Origin of the sequence: Burkholderia sp. S-53, from assembly GCF_025560745.1 — a bacterium.
Classification (GTDB): domain Bacteria; phylum Pseudomonadota; class Gammaproteobacteria; order Burkholderiales; family Burkholderiaceae; genus Burkholderia; species Burkholderia pyrrocinia.
In genome coordinates this window covers 2,605,333-2,629,221 of the sequence record NZ_CP090483.1, presented here as the reverse complement: position 1 = coordinate 2,629,221, position 23,889 = coordinate 2,605,333, and the positions used below count along the sequence as shown (strand labels likewise).

The 23,889-nt window shown below is 64.6% G+C and carries 22 protein-coding genes and 1 tRNA gene; 20 read left to right on the top strand and 3 right to left on the bottom strand.

Translation table 11 applies throughout. The features are described from left to right. Positions 1-137 precede the first annotated feature (137 nt). A complete protein-coding gene (locus LXM88_RS17135) occupies positions 138-1,682 on the top strand; it encodes a 2-isopropylmalate synthase (protein ID WP_047898617.1) in 1,545 nt (514 codons plus the stop codon). 72 nt (positions 1,683-1,754) lie between these two features. Here LXM88_RS17135 and LXM88_RS17130 read toward each other — a convergent pair whose 3' ends face one another. The 3 genes from LXM88_RS17130 to LXM88_RS17120 all read right to left on the bottom strand — a co-directional run bounded on the left by LXM88_RS17130 (position 1,755) and on the right by LXM88_RS17120 (position 4,881). Further along, complete coding sequence (locus tag LXM88_RS17130) at positions 1,755-3,305, bottom strand: SulP family inorganic anion transporter (RefSeq protein ID WP_262535151.1); 1,551 nt, start codon at positions 3,303-3,305, stop codon at positions 1,755-1,757. A gap of 39 nt (positions 3,306-3,344) precedes the next feature. Then, a complete protein-coding gene (locus LXM88_RS17125; protein ID WP_262535150.1) occupies positions 3,345-3,986 on the bottom strand; it encodes a carbonic anhydrase in 642 nt (213 codons plus the stop codon). Between the two features lie 382 nt (positions 3,987-4,368). Continuing rightward, positions 4,369-4,881, bottom strand: coding sequence for a hypothetical protein (locus tag LXM88_RS17120; protein ID WP_262535149.1), 513 nt, complete (start codon positions 4,879-4,881; stop codon positions 4,369-4,371). Between the two features lie 169 nt (positions 4,882-5,050). Here LXM88_RS17120 and LXM88_RS17115 point away from each other — a divergent pair, with 169 nt between their 5' ends. The 19 genes from LXM88_RS17115 to nuoL all read left to right on the top strand — a co-directional run bounded on the left by LXM88_RS17115 (position 5,051) and on the right by nuoL (position 23,882). Next, the gene (locus tag LXM88_RS17115) at positions 5,051-6,310 is read left to right on the top strand and encodes a branched-chain amino acid ABC transporter substrate-binding protein (protein ID WP_262535148.1); all 1,260 of its coding nucleotides are present in this window, start codon (positions 5,051-5,053) and stop codon (positions 6,308-6,310) included. 106 nt (positions 6,311-6,416) lie between these two features. Beyond that, entirely contained in the window at positions 6,417-6,686 is a 270-nt protein-coding gene (rpsO, locus tag LXM88_RS17110) for a 30S ribosomal protein S15 (RefSeq protein ID WP_006398792.1), read from the top strand. Positions 6,687-6,976: 290 nt separating this feature from the next. Continuing rightward, entirely contained in the window at positions 6,977-9,124 is a 2,148-nt protein-coding gene (gene pnp, locus LXM88_RS17105; protein WP_262535136.1) for a polyribonucleotide nucleotidyltransferase, read from the top strand. Positions 9,125-9,280: 156 nt separating this feature from the next. Further along, the gene (locus tag LXM88_RS17100) at positions 9,281-10,300 is read left to right on the top strand and encodes an NAD(P)H-quinone oxidoreductase (protein ID WP_262535135.1); all 1,020 of its coding nucleotides are present in this window, start codon (positions 9,281-9,283) and stop codon (positions 10,298-10,300) included. Between the two features lie 141 nt (positions 10,301-10,441). Continuing rightward, positions 10,442-11,197, top strand: a complete 756-nt coding sequence (gene tpiA, locus LXM88_RS17095) for a triose-phosphate isomerase (protein WP_262535133.1) — start codon at positions 10,442-10,444, stop codon at positions 11,195-11,197. A gap of 72 nt (positions 11,198-11,269) precedes the next feature. Beyond that, positions 11,270-11,647 carry a preprotein translocase subunit SecG gene (gene secG / locus LXM88_RS17090; protein ID WP_047898610.1) on the top strand — a complete coding sequence of 126 codons (378 nt, stop codon included), beginning with the start codon at positions 11,270-11,272 and terminating at the stop codon, positions 11,645-11,647. 111 nt (positions 11,648-11,758) lie between these two features. Continuing rightward, positions 11,759-11,843: transfer RNA gene (locus LXM88_RS17085), tRNA-Leu, on the top strand. Between the two features lie 153 nt (positions 11,844-11,996). Beyond that, positions 11,997-12,356: an NADH-quinone oxidoreductase subunit A gene (locus tag LXM88_RS17080; RefSeq protein ID WP_006398798.1), complete on the top strand. Its 360-nt coding sequence runs from the start codon at positions 11,997-11,999 to the stop codon at positions 12,354-12,356. 62 nt (positions 12,357-12,418) lie between these two features. Continuing rightward, the gene (locus LXM88_RS17075; RefSeq protein WP_006398799.1) at positions 12,419-12,898 is read left to right on the top strand and encodes a NuoB/complex I 20 kDa subunit family protein; all 480 of its coding nucleotides are present in this window, start codon (positions 12,419-12,421) and stop codon (positions 12,896-12,898) included. Between the two features lie 21 nt (positions 12,899-12,919). Then, positions 12,920-13,522 carry an NADH-quinone oxidoreductase subunit C gene (locus LXM88_RS17070; RefSeq protein WP_174381175.1) on the top strand — a complete coding sequence of 201 codons (603 nt, stop codon included), beginning with the start codon at positions 12,920-12,922 and terminating at the stop codon, positions 13,520-13,522. 9 nt (positions 13,523-13,531) lie between these two features. Further along, positions 13,532-14,785 (top strand): NADH-quinone oxidoreductase subunit D, encoded by a 1,254-nt coding sequence (locus LXM88_RS17065; RefSeq protein WP_059688502.1) that lies wholly within the window; start codon positions 13,532-13,534, stop codon positions 14,783-14,785. 173 nt (positions 14,786-14,958) lie between these two features. Next, a complete protein-coding gene (nuoE, locus tag LXM88_RS17060) occupies positions 14,959-15,444 on the top strand; it encodes an NADH-quinone oxidoreductase subunit NuoE (protein WP_006756903.1) in 486 nt (161 codons plus the stop codon). Beyond that, complete coding sequence (nuoF, locus tag LXM88_RS17055; RefSeq protein WP_034184889.1) at positions 15,441-16,751, top strand: NADH-quinone oxidoreductase subunit NuoF; 1,311 nt, start codon at positions 15,441-15,443, stop codon at positions 16,749-16,751. Before nuoE ends, nuoF begins: the two co-directional genes overlap by 4 nt. A gap of 82 nt (positions 16,752-16,833) precedes the next feature. After that, positions 16,834-19,164: an NADH-quinone oxidoreductase subunit NuoG gene (gene nuoG, locus LXM88_RS17050; RefSeq protein WP_262535097.1), complete on the top strand. Its 2,331-nt coding sequence runs from the start codon at positions 16,834-16,836 to the stop codon at positions 19,162-19,164. Then, entirely contained in the window at positions 19,165-20,232 is a 1,068-nt protein-coding gene (nuoH, locus tag LXM88_RS17045; RefSeq protein ID WP_047898607.1) for an NADH-quinone oxidoreductase subunit NuoH, read from the top strand. It begins immediately after the preceding gene. A 12-nt stretch (positions 20,233-20,244) separates the two neighbouring features. After that, on the top strand, positions 20,245-20,733 hold the full coding sequence (gene nuoI, locus LXM88_RS17040; RefSeq protein ID WP_009691265.1) for an NADH-quinone oxidoreductase subunit NuoI: 489 nt from the start codon (positions 20,245-20,247) through the stop codon (positions 20,731-20,733). 103 nt (positions 20,734-20,836) lie between these two features. Beyond that, complete coding sequence (locus LXM88_RS17035) at positions 20,837-21,487, top strand: NADH-quinone oxidoreductase subunit J (RefSeq protein ID WP_047898606.1); 651 nt, start codon at positions 20,837-20,839, stop codon at positions 21,485-21,487. Between the two features lie 17 nt (positions 21,488-21,504). After that, a complete protein-coding gene (gene nuoK, locus LXM88_RS17030) occupies positions 21,505-21,810 on the top strand; it encodes an NADH-quinone oxidoreductase subunit NuoK (protein WP_004185739.1) in 306 nt (101 codons plus the stop codon). Positions 21,811-21,827: 17 nt separating this feature from the next. After that, positions 21,828-23,882 carry an NADH-quinone oxidoreductase subunit L gene (nuoL, locus tag LXM88_RS17025; protein ID WP_262534676.1) on the top strand — a complete coding sequence of 685 codons (2,055 nt, stop codon included), beginning with the start codon at positions 21,828-21,830 and terminating at the stop codon, positions 23,880-23,882. Positions 23,883-23,889 lie beyond the last annotated feature (7 nt).

Below are 23,889 nucleotides of genomic sequence, written 5' to 3'. Positions count from 1 at the left end.
TACGCGCGCTAGCGTCGGCGCGCCTGCCGCGCTGATCGTTCCCGCCCTCCGTCAAGCCTCGTCTGTTGTTGAGCGTCGCCAGCGGTGGCGCGATCTCATTACGTTTGACTTCCGTATAAAGAGCCCTGGAGCCCCCCATGACAGACAAGCTGATCATTTTCGATACGACGTTGCGTGACGGCGAGCAATCGCCCGGCGCGTCGATGACGAAGGAAGAGAAAATCCGCATCGCGAAGCATCTCGAGCGGATGAAGGTCGACGTGATCGAGGCCGGTTTCGCGGCCAGCTCGAACGGCGATTTCGACGCGATCCACACGATCGCCGGTCTCGTGAAGGACAGCACGATCTGCTCGCTGGCCCGGGCCAACGACAAGGACATCCAGCGCGCGGCCGATGCACTGAAGCCGGCCAACAGCTTCCGGATCCACACGTTCATCGCGACGTCGCCGCTGCACATGGAAAAGAAGCTGCGGATGACGCCCGACCAGGTGTTCGAGCAGGCGCGCCTCGCGGTGCGTTTCGCGCGCAAGTTCACCGACAACGTCGAATTTTCGCCGGAAGACGGCAGCCGCTCCGACCTGGACTTCCTGTGCCGCGTGCTGGAAGCCGTGATCGCCGAAGGCGCGACCACGATCAACATCGCCGACACGGTCGGCTACGGCGTGCCGGAACTGTACGGCAACCTCGTGAAGACGCTGCGCGAGCGCATTCCGAACTCGGACAAGGCGATCTTCTCCGTGCACTGCCACAACGATCTCGGGATGGCCGTCGCGAACTCGCTCGCCGGCGTGAAGATCGGCGGTGCGCGTCAGGTCGAATGCACGATCAACGGTCTCGGCGAGCGTGCGGGCAACACGTCGCTCGAGGAAATCGTGATGGCCGTGAAGACCCGCAAGGACTACTTCGGCCTCGACGTCGGCATCGACACGACGCAGATCGTGCCGACGTCGAAGCTCGTGTCGCAGATCACCGGTTTCGTCGTGCAGCCGAACAAGGCCGTGGTCGGCGCGAACGCGTTCGCGCACGCGTCGGGCATCCACCAGGACGGCGTGCTGAAGGCGCGCGACACCTACGAGATCATGCGCGCGGAAGATGTGGGCTGGTCCGCGAACAAGATCGTGCTCGGCAAGCTGTCGGGCCGCAATGCGTTCAAGCAGCGCCTGCAGGAACTCGGCGTGTCGCTCGACAGCGAAGCGGAACTGAACGCCGCGTTCATGCGCTTCAAGGATCTGGCCGACCGCAAGGCCGAGATCTTCGACGAGGACATCATCGCGATCGTGTCCGAGGAATCGGCATTCGCGCACGAGCAGGAACACTTCAAGTTCGTGTCGCTGTCGCAGCGTTCGGAGACGGGCGAGCAGCCGCAGGCGAAAATCGTGTTCGCGGTCGAAGGCAAGGAAGTGACCGGCGAGGCGCGCGGCAACGGTCCGGTCGACGCGACGTTCAACGCGATCGAAGGCGAAGTCGGCAGCGGTTCCGAATTGCTGCTGTACTCGGTGAACGCAATCACGACCGGCACGCAGGCGCAGGGCGAAGTGACCGTCCGGCTGTCGAAGAGCGGGCGGATCGTCAACGGCGTCGGTACCGATCCGGACATCGTCGCCGCGTCCGCCAAGGCGTACATCTCCGCGCTGAACAAGCTGCATTCGAAGGACGACAAGCTCAACCCGCAGCGCTCGTAAGCGCCGCGCGCTGCGCTTGATCGAAACGCCCCGTGCGGCCCTGCGCCGCCGGGGCGTTGTTTCATCTGCCGCTCATTCGGCGGCCGGCGCGCGGAACAGCCAGCGGCGCGTAGCCGCGCGGGGCACCGGGCTGCGTCGGCGGAACTCGACCGCGATCCCGCGCCGCGGCGCATCGGCGACGAACGCGTCGAGCAGTTCGAGCACGTCGTGATCGATGTAGTCGGCGCGCGTCGCGTCGATGATGACCGCTGCCCGGTCCGGAATGTGCCGCAGGTGGTGCTTGACCTGCACCTTGCCGAGAAACGACACGTCCTTGCGGAACGACAGCAGGAAGTGGTCGTCGTGCTGCGCGAGCGTGACGGGGCTCTTCAGGTTCGCGACGGCGACCGCCAGCACGCTGCATGCGAGGCCGAGCGCGATGCCGAACAGCAGGTCGACCGCCAGCACGCCGCCGATCGTCGCGGCGAACGGCACGAACGCGGCCGGCCCTTGCTTCATCACGGAGCGGAACAGCGCCGGTTTCGCGAGCTTGAAACCGGTGTGGATCAGGATCGCGGCGAGGCTCGCGAGCGGGATCAGGTTGATCAGGCCGGTGAGCGCGAACACGCTCGCGAGCAGCAGCATCCCGTGGACGATCGCCGACATCCGGCTCTGCGCGCCCGCATTGACGTTGACCGAGCTGCGCACGATCACCGACGTGATCGGCAGGCCGCCGAACGCGCCCGCGACGAGATTGCCGACGCCCTGGGCCTTCAGCTCCCGGTCGGGCTGGGTCGGCCGGCGCTTCGGATCGATCTGCTCGACCGCTTCGAGGCTCAGCAGCGTCTCGAGGCTCGCGACGACCGCGAGCGTGATCGCGACGCGCCACACGTCCGGATTGACGAGCTGCGCGAAGTTCGGCCCGAGCTCCGCGTGCTTGAGCGATGCCGCGAAGGCCGCGAACGATCCGAGTTCGGGCAACGTTACGCGATGGGCAGCGCCCGGCGCGACCGACGGTGAGACGAAGCCCAGCACGAGTGTGGCGCCGATGCCCAGCACGACGACCGCAAGCGGCGCGGGCACCGAGCGCACCAGCGTGAAGCGGCGCAGCGCCGGCGTGTCCCACGCGACCAGCAGCGCGAGCGACGCGAGCGCGATGGCCGTCGCGGCCCATGCGACCGGCAGGCCCGGCCAGTTCGCAAACGATTGCGCTGCCGAGCCGCCGATGCCGAACGCGAACGGAATCTGCTTCACGATCAGCAGCAGGCCGATCGCGGCGAGCATGCCCTTGATGACGGGCGACGGCACGTACGCGGCGAAGCGGCCGGCGCGCAGCATGCCGAACCCGAACTGCAGCACGCCGGACAGCAGCACCGCGAGCAGGAACGCGGAGAAGCTGCCGAGTTGCGCGATCCCTTCGACGACGATCACGACGAGCCCGGCGGCCGGCCCGCTGACGGACAACGACGAGCCGCTCAGCAGCGCGACGACGATGCCCCCGACGATGCCGGACACGAGCCCGGCGAACGGCTCGACGCCGGACGCATTGGCGATGCCGAGACAGAGCGGCAGTGCGACGAGGAAAACGACGATGCCGGCGACGATGTCGCGCGGCAGGGTGGACAGGCGCTCGTTCAGTTTCATGGTTGGGGCGATTTCATTGGCGTAAGGGGCGGGGGTGAATCAGCCGAGCGCGGCGGCCGTTGCGGCCCGCACGGGTTCGACGTCGGCGGGCAGTGTCGTGTAGCCGGAATCGAGTTCCAGCAGGCGGCCGTCGGCGAGCGAAAAGATCCAGCCGTGCACGAGCGGCGGCCGTTCCCGGCCGCGCACGATCGGCGACGCGCGCAGCAGCCGCACCTGTTCGAGCACGTTCAGCTCGGCGAGGCGGTCGGCGGCGGCCGTGTCGTCGAGCCCGTCGAGCGTGTCGCGATGGCGCCGCGCGAGCGCGCAGAGCGGTGCGATGCGGCGCGCGACGTGCGGCAGCTCGGACGGCGGCGGCAGCAGCGACGCGCGCACGCCGCCGCACCCGTAGTGCCCGCACACGATCACGTGGTCGACCTGCAGTACGCGCACCGCGTACTCGAGCACGCTGGCGGAATTGTCGTCGTCGGGATGGAACAGGTTCGCGATGTTGCGATGAACGAACAGCTCGCCGGGTGCGCAATGCGTGATGGTTTCGGCCGGCACGCGGCTGTCCGAGCAGCCGATCCACAGCACGCGCGGATTCTGGCCGCGCGCGAGCGCGTCGAAAAAGCCGGGCATGTGTTCGCGCGTCTCGCGGGCCCACGCGATGTTGGCAACCAGCATGCTCTTGGGGCGATTCATGAGGACTCCTTTATGACAATGGCAAATAAATTTCGGCCGAAATAGCGCAATAGGAATCTTTCTAAACTGAAAGGTTGAATTTGGACTGATATTAGGGGTATGCCCTAGCATTCCGGGTGGGTTGAAACAAATTGTTTCAAATTGGGTTGGCGTAGTGCATTGCGTGCACCAACCCAACGCATGACATGCACTGCGCCTGCCTGTTTTCACGCAAAGGCCCGCATGACGGGGATTTCAGCGTGCTGCCACCGGAATGTCATCGATCGGAAAAGATTTCCGTCATATTTTCTGAATTAATCGGGTGGCGGAAAAAAGGAAATGGCCATTCACGCAATAATTCGTGAATGGCCATTGTGAAAGTTGCGCGTAAATGCGTAATTGGTCAGAACAGGTTGCGGCGATCGGGATCGTGCAGCGGGTCCGGCGTTTTCTGCGTGATGCGCAGGATGCCCTGCGGATCGAAGTAGAAGCTGTACATCATGTACCAGACGTTGTCCTCGAGATACCGGTACGTCCACACCTCGCGCTTCATCAGCGGGAAGTAGGACGTCTCGACGGGGCGTCCGAAATTGACGAGGACATCGGTCTTCGTCCACTTGCCGATCTCCGCACGATAGAACTCGTTCGGCTGCAGCACCTGGCGCACGTTGACGATCTTGTGGGCCGCGTCGACGTCGGCCGCGACCGTGACCTCGCCCATCGGCTGGGTCGGCCACATCAGGCGCTTGCCGCCGCCGGGCAGGTCGTAGATCTCGCGCGGCGGGCCCATGCGCGCGACGATCGCCGACTCGTCCTGGCCGGCCTGGTATTGCTGCCACGGTTGCGCACAACCGGCCAGCAGCGCGGCGGCACAGGCGAACAGCACCGGCAGGCGCGCGGGAATGCGAATGCGCATGGGGATTCTCCAGAATACGGAAACAAGTCCCGTTGTATCACGGACGGCGAGCGACGGCACATCGTGCAGAAAAAATCGGTCCGGATCGCCGGCGCTGCCGCGCTTGCGGCCGGCAGGGGCGCCGGCCTATGATCCGCGCTTCTCGGGCAGATTGAAGGGCAGGTGGCCGATGCAGGGGTGGAAGCGGTGCGCGCTCGCGTTGAGCGCGGGGTGGATGCTGGTGTCGTCCGCGTTTGCCGGCGGCGAGCCGGTGCGGATCGCGCTGATCGAGGGGATGTCGGGCCCGTTCGCGAATGCGGGCGCGGCAGTCGAGCGCAACCTGCGCTTCGGCGTCGAGCAGGTCAACGCGGCAGGCGGCGTGAAGCTGCGCGACGGCGCGCATCCGCTCGAGCTCGTCGTGCTCGACAGCAAGGGCAGCCCGGAAGAGGCGCTCGTGCAGTTGCGCGCGGCCGCGGACCGGCATATCGGTTTCGTCGCGCAGGGCAACAGTTCGGCCGTCGCGGCCGCGCTCGTCGCGGCGCTCGACAAGCTGAACGCACGCGATCCGGACAACCGGATGCTGTTCCTCAACTATTCGGCCGACGATCCGGCGCTGACCGGCGCACGCTGCAGTTTCTGGCATTTCCGCTTCGACGCGCACGCGGGGATGCGGATGGCCGCGCTCGCGGACGTGATGGCGCGCGACCGCGCGCTGCGCAAGGTCTATCTGCTGAACCAGGACTACAGCTTCGGCCATGACGTCAGCACGCTCGCGCGGCAGGCGCTGGCCGCGCGGCGCCCGGACGTGACGATCGCCGGCGACGAATTCCACCCGATCGGCCGGATCAAGGATTTCTCGCCGTATATCGCGAAGATCCGCGCGAGCGGCGCGGACGCCGTCGTGACCGGCAACTGGGGCAACGACCTCACGCTGCTCGTGAAGGCGGCTCGCGAGCAGGGGCTGAATGCGAAGTTCTATACGTTCTACGGCAACAGCCTCGGCGCGCCGGCCGCGCTCGGCGATGCCGGGGTCGGGCGGGTCGTGGCCGTGGCGGACTGGCACCCGAACGCGGGCGGCGCGAAATCCGACGCGTTCTACCGGGCGTTCCGAACCCGTTTTCCGGCCGCGCAGGACGACTATCCGGTACGGCGGATGAGCCTGATGATCGAGATGCTGGCCGCCGCGATGAACCGCGCGGGGTCGGCCGACCCTGTCGCGGTCGCGCGTGCGCTCGAGGGCCTGTCGTTCGACGACGGTTTCCATGCGTCGCGGATGCGCGCACAGGATCATCAGTTGATCCAGCCCCTTTATGTGATGGAGATGGACAAGGCCGGCACGCCGGGCGTGCGCTTCGACAACGAGGGTTCTGGCTACGGTTTCCGGACGGTGCTCGCGGTGCCGGCGCAGCGCACGGAAATGCCGTCGACCTGTTCGATGACGCGCCCGTGACAGGGGCGGTAGGAACGGTGCGGAGTTGTGTTACAATGCCCGCCGGTTGTAAGTCACGGCACGGCCATTCTTCCGTGTCCGCCTGTTCAGTTAGAAAGGAAATCACATGTCTGTTGCAGATATCAAGAAGTCGGAAGTCGTTGCTCAGTTCGCCCGCGGTACCAACGACACGGGGTCGCCCGAAGTCCAGGTCGCACTGCTGACCGCACGTATCGTCGAACTGACGGGTCACTTCAAGACCCACGCGAAGGATCACCACAGCCGCCGCGGCCTGCTGCGCATGGTTAGCCGCCGCCGCAAGCTGCTCGACTACCTCAAGGGCAAGGATGCCGACCGTTACCGCGCGCTGATCGAGAAGCTGGGTCTGCGTAAGTAATCGAGGCGATTGCCGCCAGCAAGATGCCTGTGTCAGTCCGCTGATACAGGCATTTTGTTTTTGCGCGGTGCGTAGCGTCACACGCACCGCAGGCTGTCCGGCACTTGGCGCCGGATTGCCGGAACGGCTGATGCCGGAGTCGGGATTTGTGTCATTCCAGCGCGTCGCTGCACGAGCGCCGCGCTGGAATGGCATAAAAAACACACCTTGCTCCGGGTGATTCGGTCGCGACGCCGCCGCGCGGGATGGCCGGCGCGGCGAATGAAATGCATGAATTCAAAGGAGCAACCATGTCCATGTTCAACAAGGTCGTGAAGGAATTCCAGTGGGGCCAGCACAAGGTGCGCCTCGAAACCGGTGAAGTCGCCCGCCAGGCAAGCGGCGCCGTGATCGTCGACGTCGAAGACACCGTCGTGCTGGCAACCGTCGTCGGCGCGAAGTCGGCGAAGCCGGGTCAGGACTTCTTCCCGCTGACCGTCGACTACCTCGAAAAGACCTACTCGGCCGGCAAGATCCCGGGCGGCTTCTTCCGCCGCGAAGGCCGTCCGTCGGAGCACGAGACGCTGACGTCGCGCCTGATCGACCGTCCGCTGCGCCCGCTGTTCCCGGAAGGCTTCTACAACGAAGTCCAGGTCGTGATCCACGTGCTGTCCGTGAACCCGGAAATCCCGGCGGACATCCCCGCGCTGATCGGCGCATCGGCTGCGCTCGCCGTGTCGGGCCTGCCGTTCAACGGCCCGGTCGGTGCCGCACGCGTCGCGTACATCGACAACGCCTACGTGCTGAACCCGACGCGTGACCAGATCAAGGCATCGAGCCTCGACCTCGTCGTTGCGGGTACGGAACGCGCGGTGCTGATGGTCGAGTCGGAAGCCGACCAGCTGTCGGAAGACGTGATGCTGGGCGCCGTGGTGTTCGGCCACGAGCAGATGCAAGTGGCGATCGACGCGATCCACGAACTGGTGCGCGAAGGCGGCAAGCCCGAGTGGGACTGGCAGCCGGCGCCGAAGAACGAGGCGCTGATCGCACGCGTGACGGAACTGGCGCAGAACGACCTGCTCGCCGCTTACCAGCTCCGCGACAAGCAGGCTCGCTCGACGAAGCTGAAGGAAGTCTACTCGGCGACTTCGGCGAAGCTCGAGGAAGACGCGCAGGCGGCCGGCACGGCCGCGGCCGACAAGGCTACCGTCGGCAACGTCCTGTTCGACATCGAGGCAAAGATCGTCCGTTCGCAGATCCTGAACGGCGAGCCGCGCATCGACGGCCGCGACACGCGCACCGTGCGCCCGATCGAGATCCGCACCGGCGTGCTGCCGCGCACCCACGGCTCGGCGCTGTTCACGCGTGGCGAAACGCAGGCGCTGGTCGTCGCGACGCTCGGCACGAAGGGTGACGAGCAGATCATCGACGCGCTCGAAGGCGAGTACCGCGAGCGCTTCATGCTCCACTACAACATGCCCCCGTTCGCGACCGGCGAAACGGGCCGCGTCGGCTCGCCGAAGCGCCGCGAAATCGGCCACGGCCGCCTCGCGAAGCGCGCACTGGTCAAGTGCCTGCCGAGCGCCGACGAATTCGGCTACTCGATCCGCGTCGTGTCGGAAATCACCGAGTCGAACGGTTCGTCGTCGATGGCATCGGTGTGCGGCGGCTGCCTCGCGCTGATGGACGCCGGCGTGCCGATGAGGGCGCACGTCGCGGGCATCGCGATGGGCCTGATCCTCGAAGGCAACAAGTTCGCGGTGCTGACCGACATCCTCGGCGACGAAGATCACCTCGGCGACATGGACTTCAAGGTGGCCGGCACGGAGCAAGGCGTGACGGCACTGCAGATGGACATCAAGATCCAGGGCATCACGAAGGAAATCATGCAGGTCGCGCTCGCACAGGCGAAGGAAGGCCGCATGCACATCCTCGGCAAGATGACGTCGGCAGTCTCGGGTGCGAACACGCAACTGTCGGAATTCGCGCCGCGCATGATCACGATCAAGATCAACCCGGAAAAGATCCGCGACGTGATCGGCAAGGGCGGTTCGGTGATCCGCGCGCTGACGGAAGAAACGGGCACGACCATCGACATCTCCGACGACGGCGTCGTGACGATCGCGAGCACGAACAGCGACGGCATGGCCGAAGCGAAGAAGCGCATCGAGAACATCACGGCCGAGATCGAAGTCGGCCAGGTGTACGAAGGCACGGTGCTGAAGCTGCTCGATTTCGGCGCGATCGTGAACCTGCTGCCGGGCAAGGATGGCCTGCTGCACATCTCGGAAATCGTCAACGAGCGTGTGAAGGACATCAACGACTACCTGAAGGAAGGTCAGCAGGTCAAGGTCAAGGTGATCCAGACGGACGAGAAGGGTCGCGTGCGTCTGTCGGCAAAGGCGCTGCTGAATGAAGCAGCGGCGGCGTCGCAGTCGGACACGCCGCCGCAGCAGTAAGCGGACAGGCGGACCAACGGCCGGCAGTGCGAAAGCGCGCCGGCCGTTTTTTCTGTAACATCGTTGTGCGGCGCAGCAGCGCCGGCGAGGCGCCCGTGTCGCGCGTAGCGCGCGTAGGGCGCGCCATCCGATTCCGATCCTGGAGCCACCATCACCATGAAAGCCATCGAAATCACCGAATTCGGCGCACCCGACGTGCTGAAGCTTGCGGAGCGTCCGCGCCCCGAACCGAAGCGCGGCGAGGTGCTGATCAAGGTGGTGGCTTCCGGCGTGAACCGGCCCGACGTATTCCAGCGCAAGGGCGCCTACGCGCCGCCGCCGGGCGCGTCGGATCTGCCGGGCCTCGAGGTCGCGGGCGAGATCGTCGGCGGCGACCTGTCGGATGCCGCGCTGAACCCGTTCGGCCTGAAGCTCGGCGATCGCGTGTGCGCGCTGCTCGCGGGCGGCGGCTATGCCGAGTATGCGGTCGCGCCGCTGCCGCAATGCCTGCCGGTGCCCGACGGGCTCACCGATATCGAGGCCGCGTCGCTGCCCGAAACGTTCTTCACCGTGTGGAGCAACGTGTTCGACCGTGCGCAGCTCGGCGCGGGCGAGGGCGGAGAGCAGGAAACGCTGCTCGTGCAGGGCGGCTCGAGCGGTATCGGCGTGACGGCGATCCAGGTCGCGCACGCGCTCGGTTTTCGCGTGTTCGCGACGGCCGGCACCGCCGACAAGTGCCGTGCGTGCGAGGCGCTCGGCGCGGAGCGCGCAATCAACTACAAGACCGAAGACTTCGTCGAGGTCGTGAAGTCGCTGACGCACGATCGCGGCGTCGACGTGATCCTCGACATGGTGGCGGGCTCGTACGTGCCGCGCGAGCTGTCCGCGCTCGCGGACGGTGGTCGTCTCGTGCTGATCGCGCTGCTCGGCGGCGCGAAGGCCGACGTCAACCTGAGCGAGATCCTGCGGCGCCGGCTGACGGTGACGGGTTCGACGCTGCGGCCGCGTCCGGTCGAGTTCAAGGCACGCATCGCCGCGCAACTGAAGGCGCGCGTGTGGCCGCTGATTGCCGACGGCCGCATCAAGCCGGTGATCTATCGCGTGCTGCCGGCCGCGGATGCCGCCCAGGCGCATGCGCTGATGGAAAGCAGCGAGCACACCGGCAAGATCATGCTCGATTGGGGTACGAACGCGTGAAGGCCCGTGCGGCCGGGCTTGACATGCGCGGTTTGACCGGTTCAAGCCGCGCGCAGTAAAATCGCCGGTTTGCTTCGCCAGATCAAACCTGACGGCCGGTTTCCGGCGCGTTAATGACACAGCGGTGACGAGACAGACACGATGTCGAAACAGAGAACTAAGCGGGTGATCGGCAACTGGAAGATGCACGGCCGGCTGGCCGGCAACCAGGCGTTGCTGAACGAAGTGGTGCAGGGCGCGGGCGCGGTGGCGGCCGAAACGTCGGTCGGCGTGTGCGTGCCGTTCCCGTATCTCGCGCAGGTTCAGGCACAGCTCGACGGCGGCCGTGTCGCCTGGGGCGCGCAGGACGTGTCCGCGCACGAACAGGGCGCGTTCACCGGTGAAGTGGCGGCCGCGATGGTTGCGGAGTTCGGCGCGCGCTATGCGATCGTCGGCCACTCGGAGCGTCGCGCGTATCACGGCGAGCGTAACGAGACGGTCGCGGCGAAGGCGCAGCGTGCGCTCGCGGCCGGCCTCACGCCCGTCGTGTGCGTCGGCGAGACGCTCGACGAGCGCGAGTCGGGCGCGACCGAGCAGGTCGTCGGTGCGCAGCTCGACGCTGTGCTCGCCGTGCTGACGGCCGACGAGGCTGCACGCATCGTCGTCGCGTACGAGCCGGTCTGGGCGATCGGAACGGGCAAGAGCGCGACGTCGGCGCAGGCGCAGGACGTGCATGCGTTCCTGCGTGCGCGTCTCGCGGCGAAGGGTGCGGCAGACGTGTCCGTGCTGTACGGCGGCAGCGTGAAGCCGGACAACGCGGAAGAGCTGTTCTCGCAGCCGGACATCGACGGGGGCCTGATCGGCGGCGCGTCGCTGAAGGCGGAAGATTTCCTGGCGATCTGCCGGGCCGCGCGTTGAGCGGTCCGCGATCGAATTGAACCATGACGGCGGCCGGTCGATCCGGTCGCCCGATCCAATCGGGTGGGTGTGATGCTGTTATTCAAGACGCTGATTATTGTGGTGCAGGTGCTGTCTGCACTCGGTGTGATTGGTCTCGTGCTGCTGCAGCACGGCAAGGGTGCCGACATGGGCGCTGCATTCGGCAGCGGCGCGTCGGGCAGCCTGTTCGGTGCGACGGGCTCGGCGAACTTCCTGTCGCGCACGACGGGCATTCTCGCGACGATCTTCTTCGTCGCGACGCTCGCGCTGACGTACCTCGGTTCATACAAGTCGACGCCGTCGGCAGGCGTGCTCGGCGCGGCAGCGACCGCACCGGCATCGGCGCCTGCAGCGTCGGCACCGGCTGTTGCGGCATCCGCTGCAGCGGGTTCGGCTGCAAGCGCGCCGGGCCAGGATGTCCCGAAATAAAAAGTTAAATTTTTTGCGTTTGTGCGTTGAACAATTCCCGAAGCCGGGTTAGAATTTAATTCTTGAAGCGATTCGCGGGATACAAGCAGCACAACCCGAGTTGCATGCAGTGCCGACGTGGTGAAATTGGTAGACACGCTATCTTGAGGGGGTAGTGGCGAAAGCTGTGCGAGTTCGAGTCTCGCCGTCGGCACCAAAGTTACTCAATGCCAGCCGCTTCTAGTGGCTGGCATTTTTCATTTCTGGGGCGTGCTTGCGGTTGACTTGCGATCGCCTGCACTCCGAAATGATTCCTTCCGCCGGAAGTGGTATTCTCCGGACGCTCAGAACCAACCGATAGAGGATTGCCTTGAACCTCGCAGCCTATTACCCCGTCTTGTTGTTCCTCCTCGTGGGCACTGGTTTAGGTATAGCGCTGGTCAGCATCGGCAAGCTCCTTGGTCCCAACAAGCCGGACGTCGAGAAGAACGCACCGTACGAGTGCGGCTTCGAAGCCTTTGAAGACGCCCGGATGAAATTCGACGTCCGGTATTACCTCGTCGCCATCCTGTTCATCATCTTCGATCTCGAAACCGCATTCCTGTTTCCGTGGGGCGTCGCGCTCCGGGACATCGGCTGGCCGGGTTTCATCGCAATGATGATTTTTCTGCTCGAATTCCTGCTGGGCTTTGCCTATATCTGGAAGAAAGGCGGGCTCGACTGGGAGTGATGGGTTAATCGCCGGTTTGCATGGGCGGCCACGCTCGGTCGCTCGTCTGGAGTGGAAAGCAAATGAGTATCGAAGGGGTCTTGAAGGAAGGGTTTGTCACCACGACGGCTGACAAGCTGATCAACTGGACGCGTACCGGCTCGCTGTGGCCGATGACGTTCGGGCTCGCGTGTTGCGCCGTCGAGATGATGCATGCGGGCGCGGCCCGTTACGATCTGGATCGGTTCGGCGTCGTGTTTCGTCCGAGCCCGCGTCAATCGGACGTGATGATCGTCGCCGGCACGCTCTGCAACAAGATGGCGCCCGCACTGCGCCGCGTGTACGACCAGATGGCCGAGCCGCGCTGGGTGATCTCGATGGGGTCGTGCGCGAACGGCGGTGGTTACTACCACTACTCGTACTCGGTGGTCCGCGGCTGCGACCGGATCGTGCCGGTCGACGTCTACGTGCCGGGCTGTCCGCCCACGGCCGAGGCGCTGGTCTACGGCGTGATCCAGCTTCAGGCGAAGATCCGCCGCACCAATACCATCGCCCGTCAATAAAGCCCCGAGCGTCCCCTCAATATGGCAAGCAAAATCGAGACCCTCAAGGCAAACCTCGAAGCCGCGCTCGGCGCGCGCGTGGTGAGCCTCACCGAAGCAGTCGGTGAACTGACGCTCGTCGTGAAGGCGAGCGATTACCTCGAAGTCGCAAAGACGCTGCGCGACGATCCGAAGCTCCGTTTCGAGCAGCTGATCGACCTGTGCGGCGTCGACTACCAGACCTTCGGCGACGGCGCATACGACGGCCCGCGTTTCGCGGCCGTGTCGCACCTGCTGTCGGTCACGAACAACTGGCGCCTGCGCCTGCGTGCGTTCGCGCCGGACGACGACCTGCCGATCGTGGCATCGCTGGTCGACATCTGGACCTCGGCGAACTGGTACGAGCGCGAAGCGTTCGACCTGTACGGCATCGTGTTCGAAGGCCACCCCGACCTGCGCCGCATCCTCACCGACTACGGCTTCATCGGCCACCCGTTCCGCAAGGACTTCCCGGTGTCCGGTTATGTCGAAATGCGTTACGACCCGGAAGAGAAGCGGGTCGTGTACCAGCCGGTGACGATCGAGCCGCGCGAAATCACGCCGCGCGTGATCCGCGAGGATCGCTATGGCGGTCTGAAACATTAAGGGGGCGTCATGGCAGAAATCAAGAACTACACGCTCAACTTCGGCCCGCAGCACCCGGCAGCGCACGGCGTGCTGCGCCTCGTGCTCGAGCTCGACGGCGAAGTCATCCAGCGTGCCGATCCGCACATCGGTCTGCTGCACCGCGCGACCGAAAAGCTCGCGGAATCCAAGACCTTCATCCAGTCCGTGCCGTACATGGACCGTCTCGACTACGTGTCGATGATGGTCAACGAGCACGGCTATGTGCTCGCGATCGAAAAACTGCTCGGCATCGACGTGCCGGAGCGCGCACAGTACATCCGCGTGCTGTTCGACGAGATCACGCGCGTGCTGAACCACCTGATGTGGATCGGCGCACACGCACTCGACGTCGGCGCGATGGCGGTGTTCCTGTACGCATTCCGCGAACGCGAAGACCTGATGGACGTGTACGAAGCGGTGTCCGGCGCCCGGATGCACGCGGCGTACTACCGTCCGGGCGGCGTCTACCGCGATCTGCCTGACGCAATGCCGCAATACAAGGCGTCGAAGATTCGCAACGAGAAGGCGCTCGCGAGGATGAACGAAGCGCGCAGCGGCTCGGTGCTCGACTTCATCGACGATTTCTTCACGCGTTTCCCGAAGTGCGTCGACGAGTACGAAACGCTGCTCACCGACAACCGGATCTGGAAGCAGCGTCTGGTCGGGATCGGCGTGGTCAGCCCCGAACGTGCGCTGCAGATGGGCCTGACGGGCCCGATGCTGCGCGGCTCGGGCATCGCATGGGATCTGCGCAAGAAGCAGCCGTACGAAGTGTACGATCGCATGGATTTCGACGTGCCGGTCGGCGTGAACGGCGATTGCTACGACCGCTATCTGGTGCGCGTCGAAGAAATGCGCCAGTCGATCCGCATCGCGAAACAGTGTATTGAGTGGCTCCGCAAGAATCAGGGCCCGGTGATGACGGACAATCACAAGGTTGCACCGCCGTCGCGCGTCGGCATGAAGACCAACATGGAAGACTTGATTCACCACTTCAAGCTCTTCACCGAAGGTTTCCATGTGCCGGAAGGCGAAGCGTACGCGGCGGTCGAGCATCCGAAGGGTGAATTCGGCATCTACCTCGTGTCGGACGGCGCCAACAAGCCGTATCGCCTCAAGATTCGCGCACCGGGTTTCGCGCACCTGGCGTCGCTCGACGAAATGGCGCGCGGTCACATGATCGCCGACGCCGTCACGATCATCGGTACGCAGGACATCGTGTTCGGCGAGATCGATCGTTAATGGTTGCGCCGCCCGCGAGAGCGGGCGGCGAGCAGTAAGTCACACGCGATGCGCGCTGAACCGGCGCAGCTTCGCAAGCTGTCAACAGAGTGAGCGCCAGGTCTGCCGTCCATGCACCCCCAGTGTGCGGCAGGTTGTTCGTTCGGTAGGAATTGAAAGAGTCGTGTCTGAAAATGATCTCAGCTGAAGGCCTGAAGGAAATCGATCGAGCGTTGACGAAGTATCCCGCCGATCAGAAACAGTCCGCCGTGATGTCGGCGTTGGCCGTTGCTCAGGAAGAGCACGGCTGGCTGTCGCCCGAACTGATGCAGTTCGTTGCGGACTATCTCGGCATGCCGGCCGTCGCCGTGCAGGAAGTCGCGACGTTCTACACGATGTACGAGCTCAACCCGGTCGGCAAGCACAAGATCACGCTCTGCACGAACCTGCCGTGCCAGCTTGGCCCGCATGGCGGCGCGGAAGCGACTGCCGACTACCTGAAACAGAAGCTGGGCATCGGCTTCGGCGAGACCACGCCCGACGGCAAGTTTACGCTGAAGGAAGGCGAATGCATGGGCTCGTGCGGCGATGCGCCGGTGCTGCTGGTGAACAATCACAGAATGTGCAGCTTCATGAGCCGCGAGAAGATCGACCAGCTGCTTGAGGAGCTCTCGAAATGACGTCCCTCCACGACCGTCACATCAAACCGCTGATCCTCGCTGGTCTGAACGGCGAGAACTGGCATCTCGAAGACTACGTTGCGCGCGGCGGCTACAAGCAGCTGCGCCGGATTCTCGAAGAAAAGATTCCGCCCGAGCAGGTGATCGCCGACGTCAAGGCGTCTGGCCTGCGCGGCCGTGGCGGTGCGGGCTTCCCGACCGGCCTGAAGTGGAGCTTCATGCCGCGCCAGTTCCCGGGGCAGAAGTACCTCGTCTGCAACTCGGACGAAGGCGAGCCGGGCACGTTCAAGGATCGCGACATCCTGCGCTGGAACCCGCACGCGCTGATCGAAGGCATGGCCATCGGCGCGTACGCGATGGGCATCACCGTCGGCTACAACTACATCCACGGCGAAATCTTCGAAGTGTATCGACGCTTCGAGGCCGCGCTCGATGAAGCGCGCGCCGCAGGCTTCCTCGGCGACCACATCATGGGCTCCGAATTCTCGTTCCAGCTGCACGCGCACCACGGTTACGGCGCGTACATCTGCGGCGAGGAAACGGCGCTGCTCGAGTCGCTCGAAGGCAAGAAGGGCCAGCCGCGCTTCAAGCCGCCGTTCCCGGCGAGCTTCGGCGTGTACGGCAAGCCGACCACGATCAACAACACCGAGACGTTCGCCGCGGTGCCGTTCCTGCTGTCCATCGGGCCGCAGAATTACCTCGAGATCGGCAAGCCGAACAACGGCGGCACGAAGATTTTCTCGGTGTCGGGCGACGTCGAGCGTCCGGGCAACTACGAAGTGCCGCTCGGCACGCCGTTCGCGACGCTGATGGAGCTCGCCGGCGGGATGCGCGGCGGCAAGAAGATCAAGGCCGTGATTCCGGGCGGTTCGTCGGCACCGGTGATCCCGGGCGACATCATGATGCAGACCGATCTCGACTACGATTCGATCGCGAAGGCGGGCTCGATGCTCGGTTCCGGCGCGGTGATCGTGATGGACGAGACGCGCTGCATGGTGCGCTCGCTGCTGCGCCTGTCGTACTTCTACTACGAGGAATCGTGCGGCCAGTGCACGCCGTGCCGTGAAGGCACCGGCTGGCTGTATCGCGTCGTGAACCGTATCGAGCACGGCGAAGGTCGCCAGGAAGATCTGGACCTGCTGAACTCGGTTGCCGAGAACATCATGGGCCGCACGATCTGTGCGCTCGGCGATGCGGCGGCGATGCCGGTACGCGGGATGCTCAAGCACTACTGGGACGAATTCGCGTACCACGTCGAGCACAAGCACTGCATGGTCGGCGGCCACGCGCACGCGGCTGCGGCCTGAAGCGAACCCGGTTGCGGAATTTGAGCGCACGGTCGGGCGAAGGCGCGAACGGGCGGAAATAGGTTAAGGACCATTCACCATCATGGTTGAACTTGAAATAGACGGCAAGAAGGTCGAGGTGCCCGAAGGCAGCATGGTGATCCAGGCTGCGCACAAGGCGGATACGTACATTCCTCACTTCTGCTATCACAAGAAACTGTCGGTTGCGGCCAACTGCCGGATGTGTCTCGTCGAAGTCGAGAAGATGCCGAAGGCCGTGCCTGCCTGCGCGACGCCCGTGTCGGCCGGCATGATCGTCCACACGCAGTCCGACAAGGCTGTGAAGGCGCAGCAGTCGGTGATGGAATTCCTCCTCATCAATCACCCGCTCGATTGCCCGATCTGCGATCAGGGCGGCGAATGCCAGCTGCAGGATCTGGCGGTCGGCTACGGCAAGTCGTCGTCGCGCTACTCGGAAGAAAAGCGCGTGGTGTTCCACAAGAACGTGGGCCCGCTGATCTCGATGGAAGAAATGTCGCGCTGCATCCACTGCACGCGCTGCGTCCGCTTCGGCCAGGAAATCGCCGGCGTGATGGAGTTCGGCATGCTGGGCCGCGGCGAGCACTCGGAAATCACGACGTTCGTCGGCAAGACGGTCGACTCCGAGATGTCGGGCAACATGATCGACCTGTGCCCGGTCGGCGCGCTGACCAGCAAGCCGTTCCGCTACAGCGCCCGTACGTGGGAACTGTCGCGCCGCAAGTCGGTGAGCCCGCACGATTCCGTCGGCGCGAACCTCGTCGTGCAGGTGAAGAACAACCGCGTGATGCGCGTGCTGCCGTTCGAGAACGAAGCGATCAACGAATGCTGGATCTCGGACAAGGACCGCTTCTCGTACGAAGGCCTCAACAGCGAAGAGCGCCTGACGAAGCCGATGCTGAAGCAGGGCGGCCAGTGGATCGAAACCGACTGGCAGACCGCGCTCGAATACGTCGCGAAGGGCCTGAAGGGCATCGCCGCGGATCATGGCGCGAACGCGCTGGCGATGCTCGCGAGCGCGCACAGCACCGCTGAAGAGCTGTTCCTCGTGAAGCAGCTCGCCAACGAACTGAAGACGCCGAACGTCGATTTCCGTCTGCGCCAGCAGGATTTCTCGGCACCGGTCCAGGGCGCGCCGTGGCTCGGCCTGCCGATCGCCGACCTGTCGAACGTGGACGCCGCGTTCGTCGTCGGTTCGTTCCTGCGCCGCGACCACCCGCTGTTCGCCGCCCGCCTGCGCCAGGCCGCGAAGAACGGCGCGAAGCTGCACTTCCTGCACGCAACCGGTGACGACGCACTGATCCCGACCGCACAGCGCATCGTCGCCGCGCCGTCGGCATGGCTCGACGAGCTGGCCGGCATCGCCGCGGCCGTCGCGCAACTGCGCGGCGTCGCGCTGCCCGATACGCTCGCAGGCGTCGCGGCATCGCCGGCCGCACAGGCGGTCGCGCAGTCGCTCGCGAACGGCGAACGCCGCGCGGTGCTGCTCGGCAACGTCGCGGTCCGCCATCCGGAATTCGCGAAGCTGCACGCGGTCGCCCAATGGATCGCCGACAACACCGGCGCCACGTTCGGCTTCCTGACGGAAGCGGCGAACACGGTCGGCGCGCACGTCGTCGGCGCGCTGCCGGGCGAAGGCGGCCTGAATGCGCGCGAAGCGTTCGCGCAACCGCGCAAGGGCTACGTGCTGCTGAACGTCGAACCGGAATTCGACACCGCCGATCCGGCGCAGGCGCTTGCCGCGCTGAACCAGGCGGAGATGGTCGTCGTGATGTCGCCGTTCAAGCACGGCCTCGACTACGCCGATGTGCTGCTGCCGGTTGCGCCGTTCACGGAAACGGCCGGCACGTTCGTCAACGCGGAAGGCACCGTGCAGAGCTTCAACGGCGTCGTGCGCCCGCTCGGCGACACGCGTCCGGCGTGGAAGGTGCTGCGCGTGCTCGGCAGCCTGCTCGGCCTGCCGAATTTCGAATACGAGACGGCGGAAGAAGTGCGTGTCGCCGCGCTCGGCGACGCAGGCGTCGCGAGCCGACTGTCGAACCAGACGTCGGTCGCGCCGGCACGAGTCGCGGCGAATGCCGCGAACGGCGGCTTCGAGCGCCTGGCCGATGTACCGATCTATCACGCCGACGCGCTCGTGCGCCGCGCAGGTGCGCTGCACCTGACGGCCGCCGCGAAGGCGGCGAATGCCGCAGCCCTGCCGGCCGCGCTGTTCGACAAGCTGGGCTTGAAGGAAGGCGACGCCGTGCGCGTGCGCCAGGGCGAGCGTGCGGTGCAGTTGCCGGCCGTGCGCGACGCGAATCTTGCGGAGACGGTCGTTCGCGTGTCGGCGGCGACGCTTGCCGGCGCAGCGCTCGGCAGCCTGTCCGGTGAACTGGTGGTGGAGAAGGCGTAAATGAGCTTGTTCGATACGATCAACGCGGGCGGAGCCCAGCTTCTCGGCTTTGCGTGGCCGACGGTGTGGGCAATCGTGCGCATCCTCGTCGTCTCCGTCGTCATCCTGCTGTGCGTCGCGTACCTGATTCTGTGGGAACGCAAGCTGATCGGCTGGATGCACGTGCGTCTCGGTCCGAACCGCGTCGGCCCCGGCGGCTTGCTGCAGCCGATCGCCGACGTGCTGAAGCTGCTGCTGAAGGAAGTCATTCAGCCGAGCGCCGCCAGCCGCTGGCTGTACCTGATCGCGCCGGTCATGACCGTCGTGCCGGCGTTCGCGGTGTGGGCCGTGATCCCGTTCCAGGCCAAGGCCGTGCTCGCGAACATCAACGCGGGCCTGTTGTACGCGATGGCGATCTCGTCGATCGGCGTGTACGCGGTGATTCTCGCGGGCTGGGCGTCGAACTCGAAGTACGCGTTCCTCGGTGCGATGCGCGCCGCGGCGCAGATGGTCTCGTACGAAATCTCGATGGGCTTCGCGCTGGTGCTCGTGCTGATGACGGCCGGCAGCCTGAACATGTCGGAGATCGTCAACTCGCAGCAGCACGGCTTCTTCGCGGGCCACGGCGTGAACTTCCTGTCGTGGAACTGGCTGCCGCTTCTGCCGGCGTTCGTCGTCTACTTCATCTCGGGCATCGCCGAAACGAACCGTCACCCGTTCGACGTGGTGGAAGGGGAGTCGGAGATCGTCGCGGGTCACATGATCGATTACTCGGGCATGGCGTTCGCGCTGTTCTTCCTCGCCGAGTACATCAACATGATCGTGATCTCGGCGCTGGCTGCGACGCTGTTCCTCGGTGGCTGGGATGCACCGTTCGAGTTCCTGTCGTTCATTCCGGGCATCTTCTGGCTGGTGCTGAAGGTCTTCGCACTGCTGTCGGTGTTCATCTGGGTCCGCGCGACGTTCCCGCGCTACCGTTACGACCAGATCATGCGTCTGGGCTGGAAGGTGTTCCTGCCCGTCACGGTGATCTGGGTGGTCGTGGTCGGCTTCTGGATGATGTCGCCGCTCAACATCTGGGTGAAGTAATCGGACGAAATCATGACGGCAATCCAACACTTCTTTAAGACCTTCTTCCTGACCGAGCTGCTGAAGGGGCTCGCGCTGACCGGTCGTTACACGTTCAAGCGCAAGTTCACCGTGCAGTTCCCGGAAGAGAAGACCCCGATCTCGCCGCGTTTCCGCGGGCTGCATGCGCTGCGCCGCTACGAGAACGGCGAAGAGCGCTGCATCGCGTGCAAGCTGTGCGAGGCCGTGTGCCCCGCAATGGCGATCACGATCGAATCGGAAACGCGCGCGGACAACACGCGCCGCACGACGCGCTACGACATCGACCTGACGAAGTGCATCTTCTGCGGTTTCTGCGAAGAGAGCTGCCCGGTCGATTCGATCGTCGAGACGCAGATTCTCGAGTACCACGGCGAAAAGCGCGGCGACCTGTATTTCACGAAGGAAATGCTGCTCGCGGTGGGCGATCGCTACGAGAAGGACATCGCCGCGGCGAAGGCTGCCGACGCGCCGTATCGTTGATTGTGTTTGCAGTGCCGGCCCGAAGCACGGGCCGAGCCGCCGCGACGGGTGCGGGCGTCCCGCAAGCCGCGCCTGACTATGGCCTAACGATGAACCGGTAATCATGGAATTCACGACCGTACTGTTCTACATCTTCGCGCTGCTCCTGGTGGTATCAGGGCTGAAGGTGATCACTTCGCGCAACCCGGTGGCGTCTGCGCTTTTCCTTGTGCTGGCGTTCTTCAATGCCGCCGCGATCTGGATGCTGCTGGAAGCCGAGTTCCTCGCGATCCTGCTGGTGCTGGTGTACGTGGGCGCCGTGATGGTGCTGTTCCTGTTCGTCGTGATGATGCTGGACATCAACATCGATTACCTGCGCCGCGACTTCAAGCGTTTCGTACCGATGGCGACCGTGGTCGGCGCGATCATCGTGATCGAGACTGCGCTGATCCTGTGGCGCGGCTACGGCGACACGCAGACGGTGCATGCGATGGCGACGGGCGAGATGGCCAACTGGTCGAACACGCGACTGATCGGCAAGGTGATCTACACCGACTACATCTTCGCGTTTGAAATCGCCGGCCTCGTGCTGCTGGTCGCGATCATTGCCGCGATCGGGCTGACCGAGCGCAAGGGCAAGGACAGCAAGCGCCAGCGCGTGTCGGATCAGGTCAAGGTGCGCCGCAACGATCGCGTGCGCCTCGTGAAGATGGAAGCGGAAAAGCCGCAGCCGGAAACGGCGCAGAGCGAAGCCGGTACGAGCAACAACGGCTAAGCGGAGGAAAGAAAACCATGTTGACTCTTGCTCACTACCTCGTGCTCGGCGCGATCCTCTTTGCGATCGCGATCGTCGGGATCTTCCTGAACCGCCGCAACATCATCATCATCCTGATGGCGATCGAACTGATGCTGCTGGCGGTGAATACCAACTTCGTCGCGTTCTCGCACTACCTCGGCGATGTGCACGGCCAGATCTTCGTGTTCTTCGTGCTGACGGTCGCCGCAGCGGAAGCCGCGATCGGCCTCGCGATTCTGGTGACCCTGTTCCGTAAGCTCGACACGATCAATGTCGAGGATCTCGATCAGCTCAAAGGTTAATTTCAGGCAACGCTGTTATGTCAACGACACTCAATGAAAACCTGCTGCTGGCGATTCCGCTCGCTCCGCTGGCCGGCTCGCTGATTGCGGGGCTGTTCGGGAACGCAGTCGGGCGCAAGGGCGCACACCGGATCACGATCCTCGGCGTAATGATCGCGTTCCTCCTGTCGGCGAAAGTCTTCGTCGACGTGATGGGCGGCGCGAGCTTCAACGCGACCATCTACGAATGGATGCGGGTCGGCTCGCTGAAGCTCGAAGTCGGCTTCCTCGTCGATTCGATGACCGCGATGATGATGGTCGTCGTGACCTTCGTGTCGCTGATGGTGCACATCTACACGATCGGCTACATGTCGGAAGAAGACGGCTACCAGCGCTTCTTCTCGTACATCTCGCTGTTCACGTTCTCGATGCTGATGCTCGTGATGAGCAACAACTTCCTGCAGCTGTTCTTCGGCTGGGAAGCGGTGGGTCTGGTGTCGTACCTGCTGATCGGCTTCTACTTCACGCGTGAGAGCGCGATCTACGCGAACATGAAGGCGTTCCTCGTGAACCGCGTGGGCGACTTCGGCTTCCTGCTCGGCATCGGCCTGCTGCTCGCATTCGCCGGCTCGATGAACTACGGCGAAGTGTTCGCGAAGCGCGCGGAGCTCGCGAGCCTGCACTTCCCGGGCACCGACTGGGGCCTGCTGACCGTCGCCTGTATCTGCCTGTTCATCGGCGCGATGGGTAAATCGGCACAGTTCCCGCTGCACGTGTGGCTGCCGGACTCGATGGAAGGCCCGACCCCGATCTCGGCGCTGATTCACGCGGCGACGATGGTGACGGCCGGCATCTTCATGGTGTCGCGCATGTCGCCGCTGTTCGAGCTGTCGGACACCGCGCTGTCGTTCGTCACGGTGATCGGCGCGATCACGGCGCTGTTCATGGGCTTCCTCGGCATCATCCAGAACGACATCAAGCGCGTGGTCGCGTATTCGACGCTGTCGCAGCTCGGCTACATGACGGTCGCGCTCGGCGTGTCCGCGTACCCGGTCGCGCTGTTCCACCTGATGACGCACGCGTTCTTCAAGGCGCTGCTGTTCCTCGCCGCGGGCTCGGTGATCATCGGCATGCACCACGACCAGGACATCCGCAACATGGGCGGCCTGCGCAAGTACATGCCGATCACGTGGATCACGTCGCTGATCGGCTCGCTCGCACTGATCGGCACGCCGTTCTTCTCGGGCTTCTACTCGAAGGATTCGATCATCGAGGCCGTGAAGGAATCGCATCTCGCGGGTTCGGGCTTCGCGTACTTCGCAGTGGTCGCGAGCGTGTTCGTCACGGCGCTGTACTCGTTCCGCATGTACTTCCTCGTGTTCCACGGCGAAGAACGCTTCCGCAACCCGAAGCATCCTGAATCGCCGATGGGCATGGCGGCCGCGCACGGTCACGACGATCACGGCCACGGCCATGGTCACGACGACCACGCGCACGAACCGCACGAGACCCCGTGGGTCGTGTGGCTGCCGCTCGTGCTGCTCGCGATTCCGTCGGTCATCGTCGGTGCGATCGCGATCGGCCCGATGCTGTACGGCAGCTTCTTCGAACATGGCGTGGCATTCGACAAGGTGATCTTCATCGGCGAAAACCACCCGGGCCTCGAAGAGCTGGGCAAGGAATTCCACGGCTGGGCCGCGATGGGCCTGCACTCGCTGACGACGCTGCCGTTGTGGCTCGCAATCGCCGGCGTCGTGGTCGCGTGGTTCCTGTACCTGAAGCGTCCTGAGCTGCCTGCCGTGATCCGCCGCGCGTTCGGCCCGATCTACACGCTGCTCGACAACAAGTACTACATGGACAAGATCAACGAGGTGGTGTTTGCCAAGGGCTCGGTCGCGATCGGCCGCGGCCTGTGGAAAGAGGGCGATGTCGTGGTGATCGACGGCCTCGTCAACGGCAGCGCCCGGTTCATCGGCTGGTTCGCCAGCGTGATCCGCTTCCTCCAATCTGGTTACATCTATCACTACGCGTTCGCCATGATCATCGGCATGCTGGGGCTCCTGACCCTGTTTGTAACGCTCGGCGGCAAATAAGGCGAGG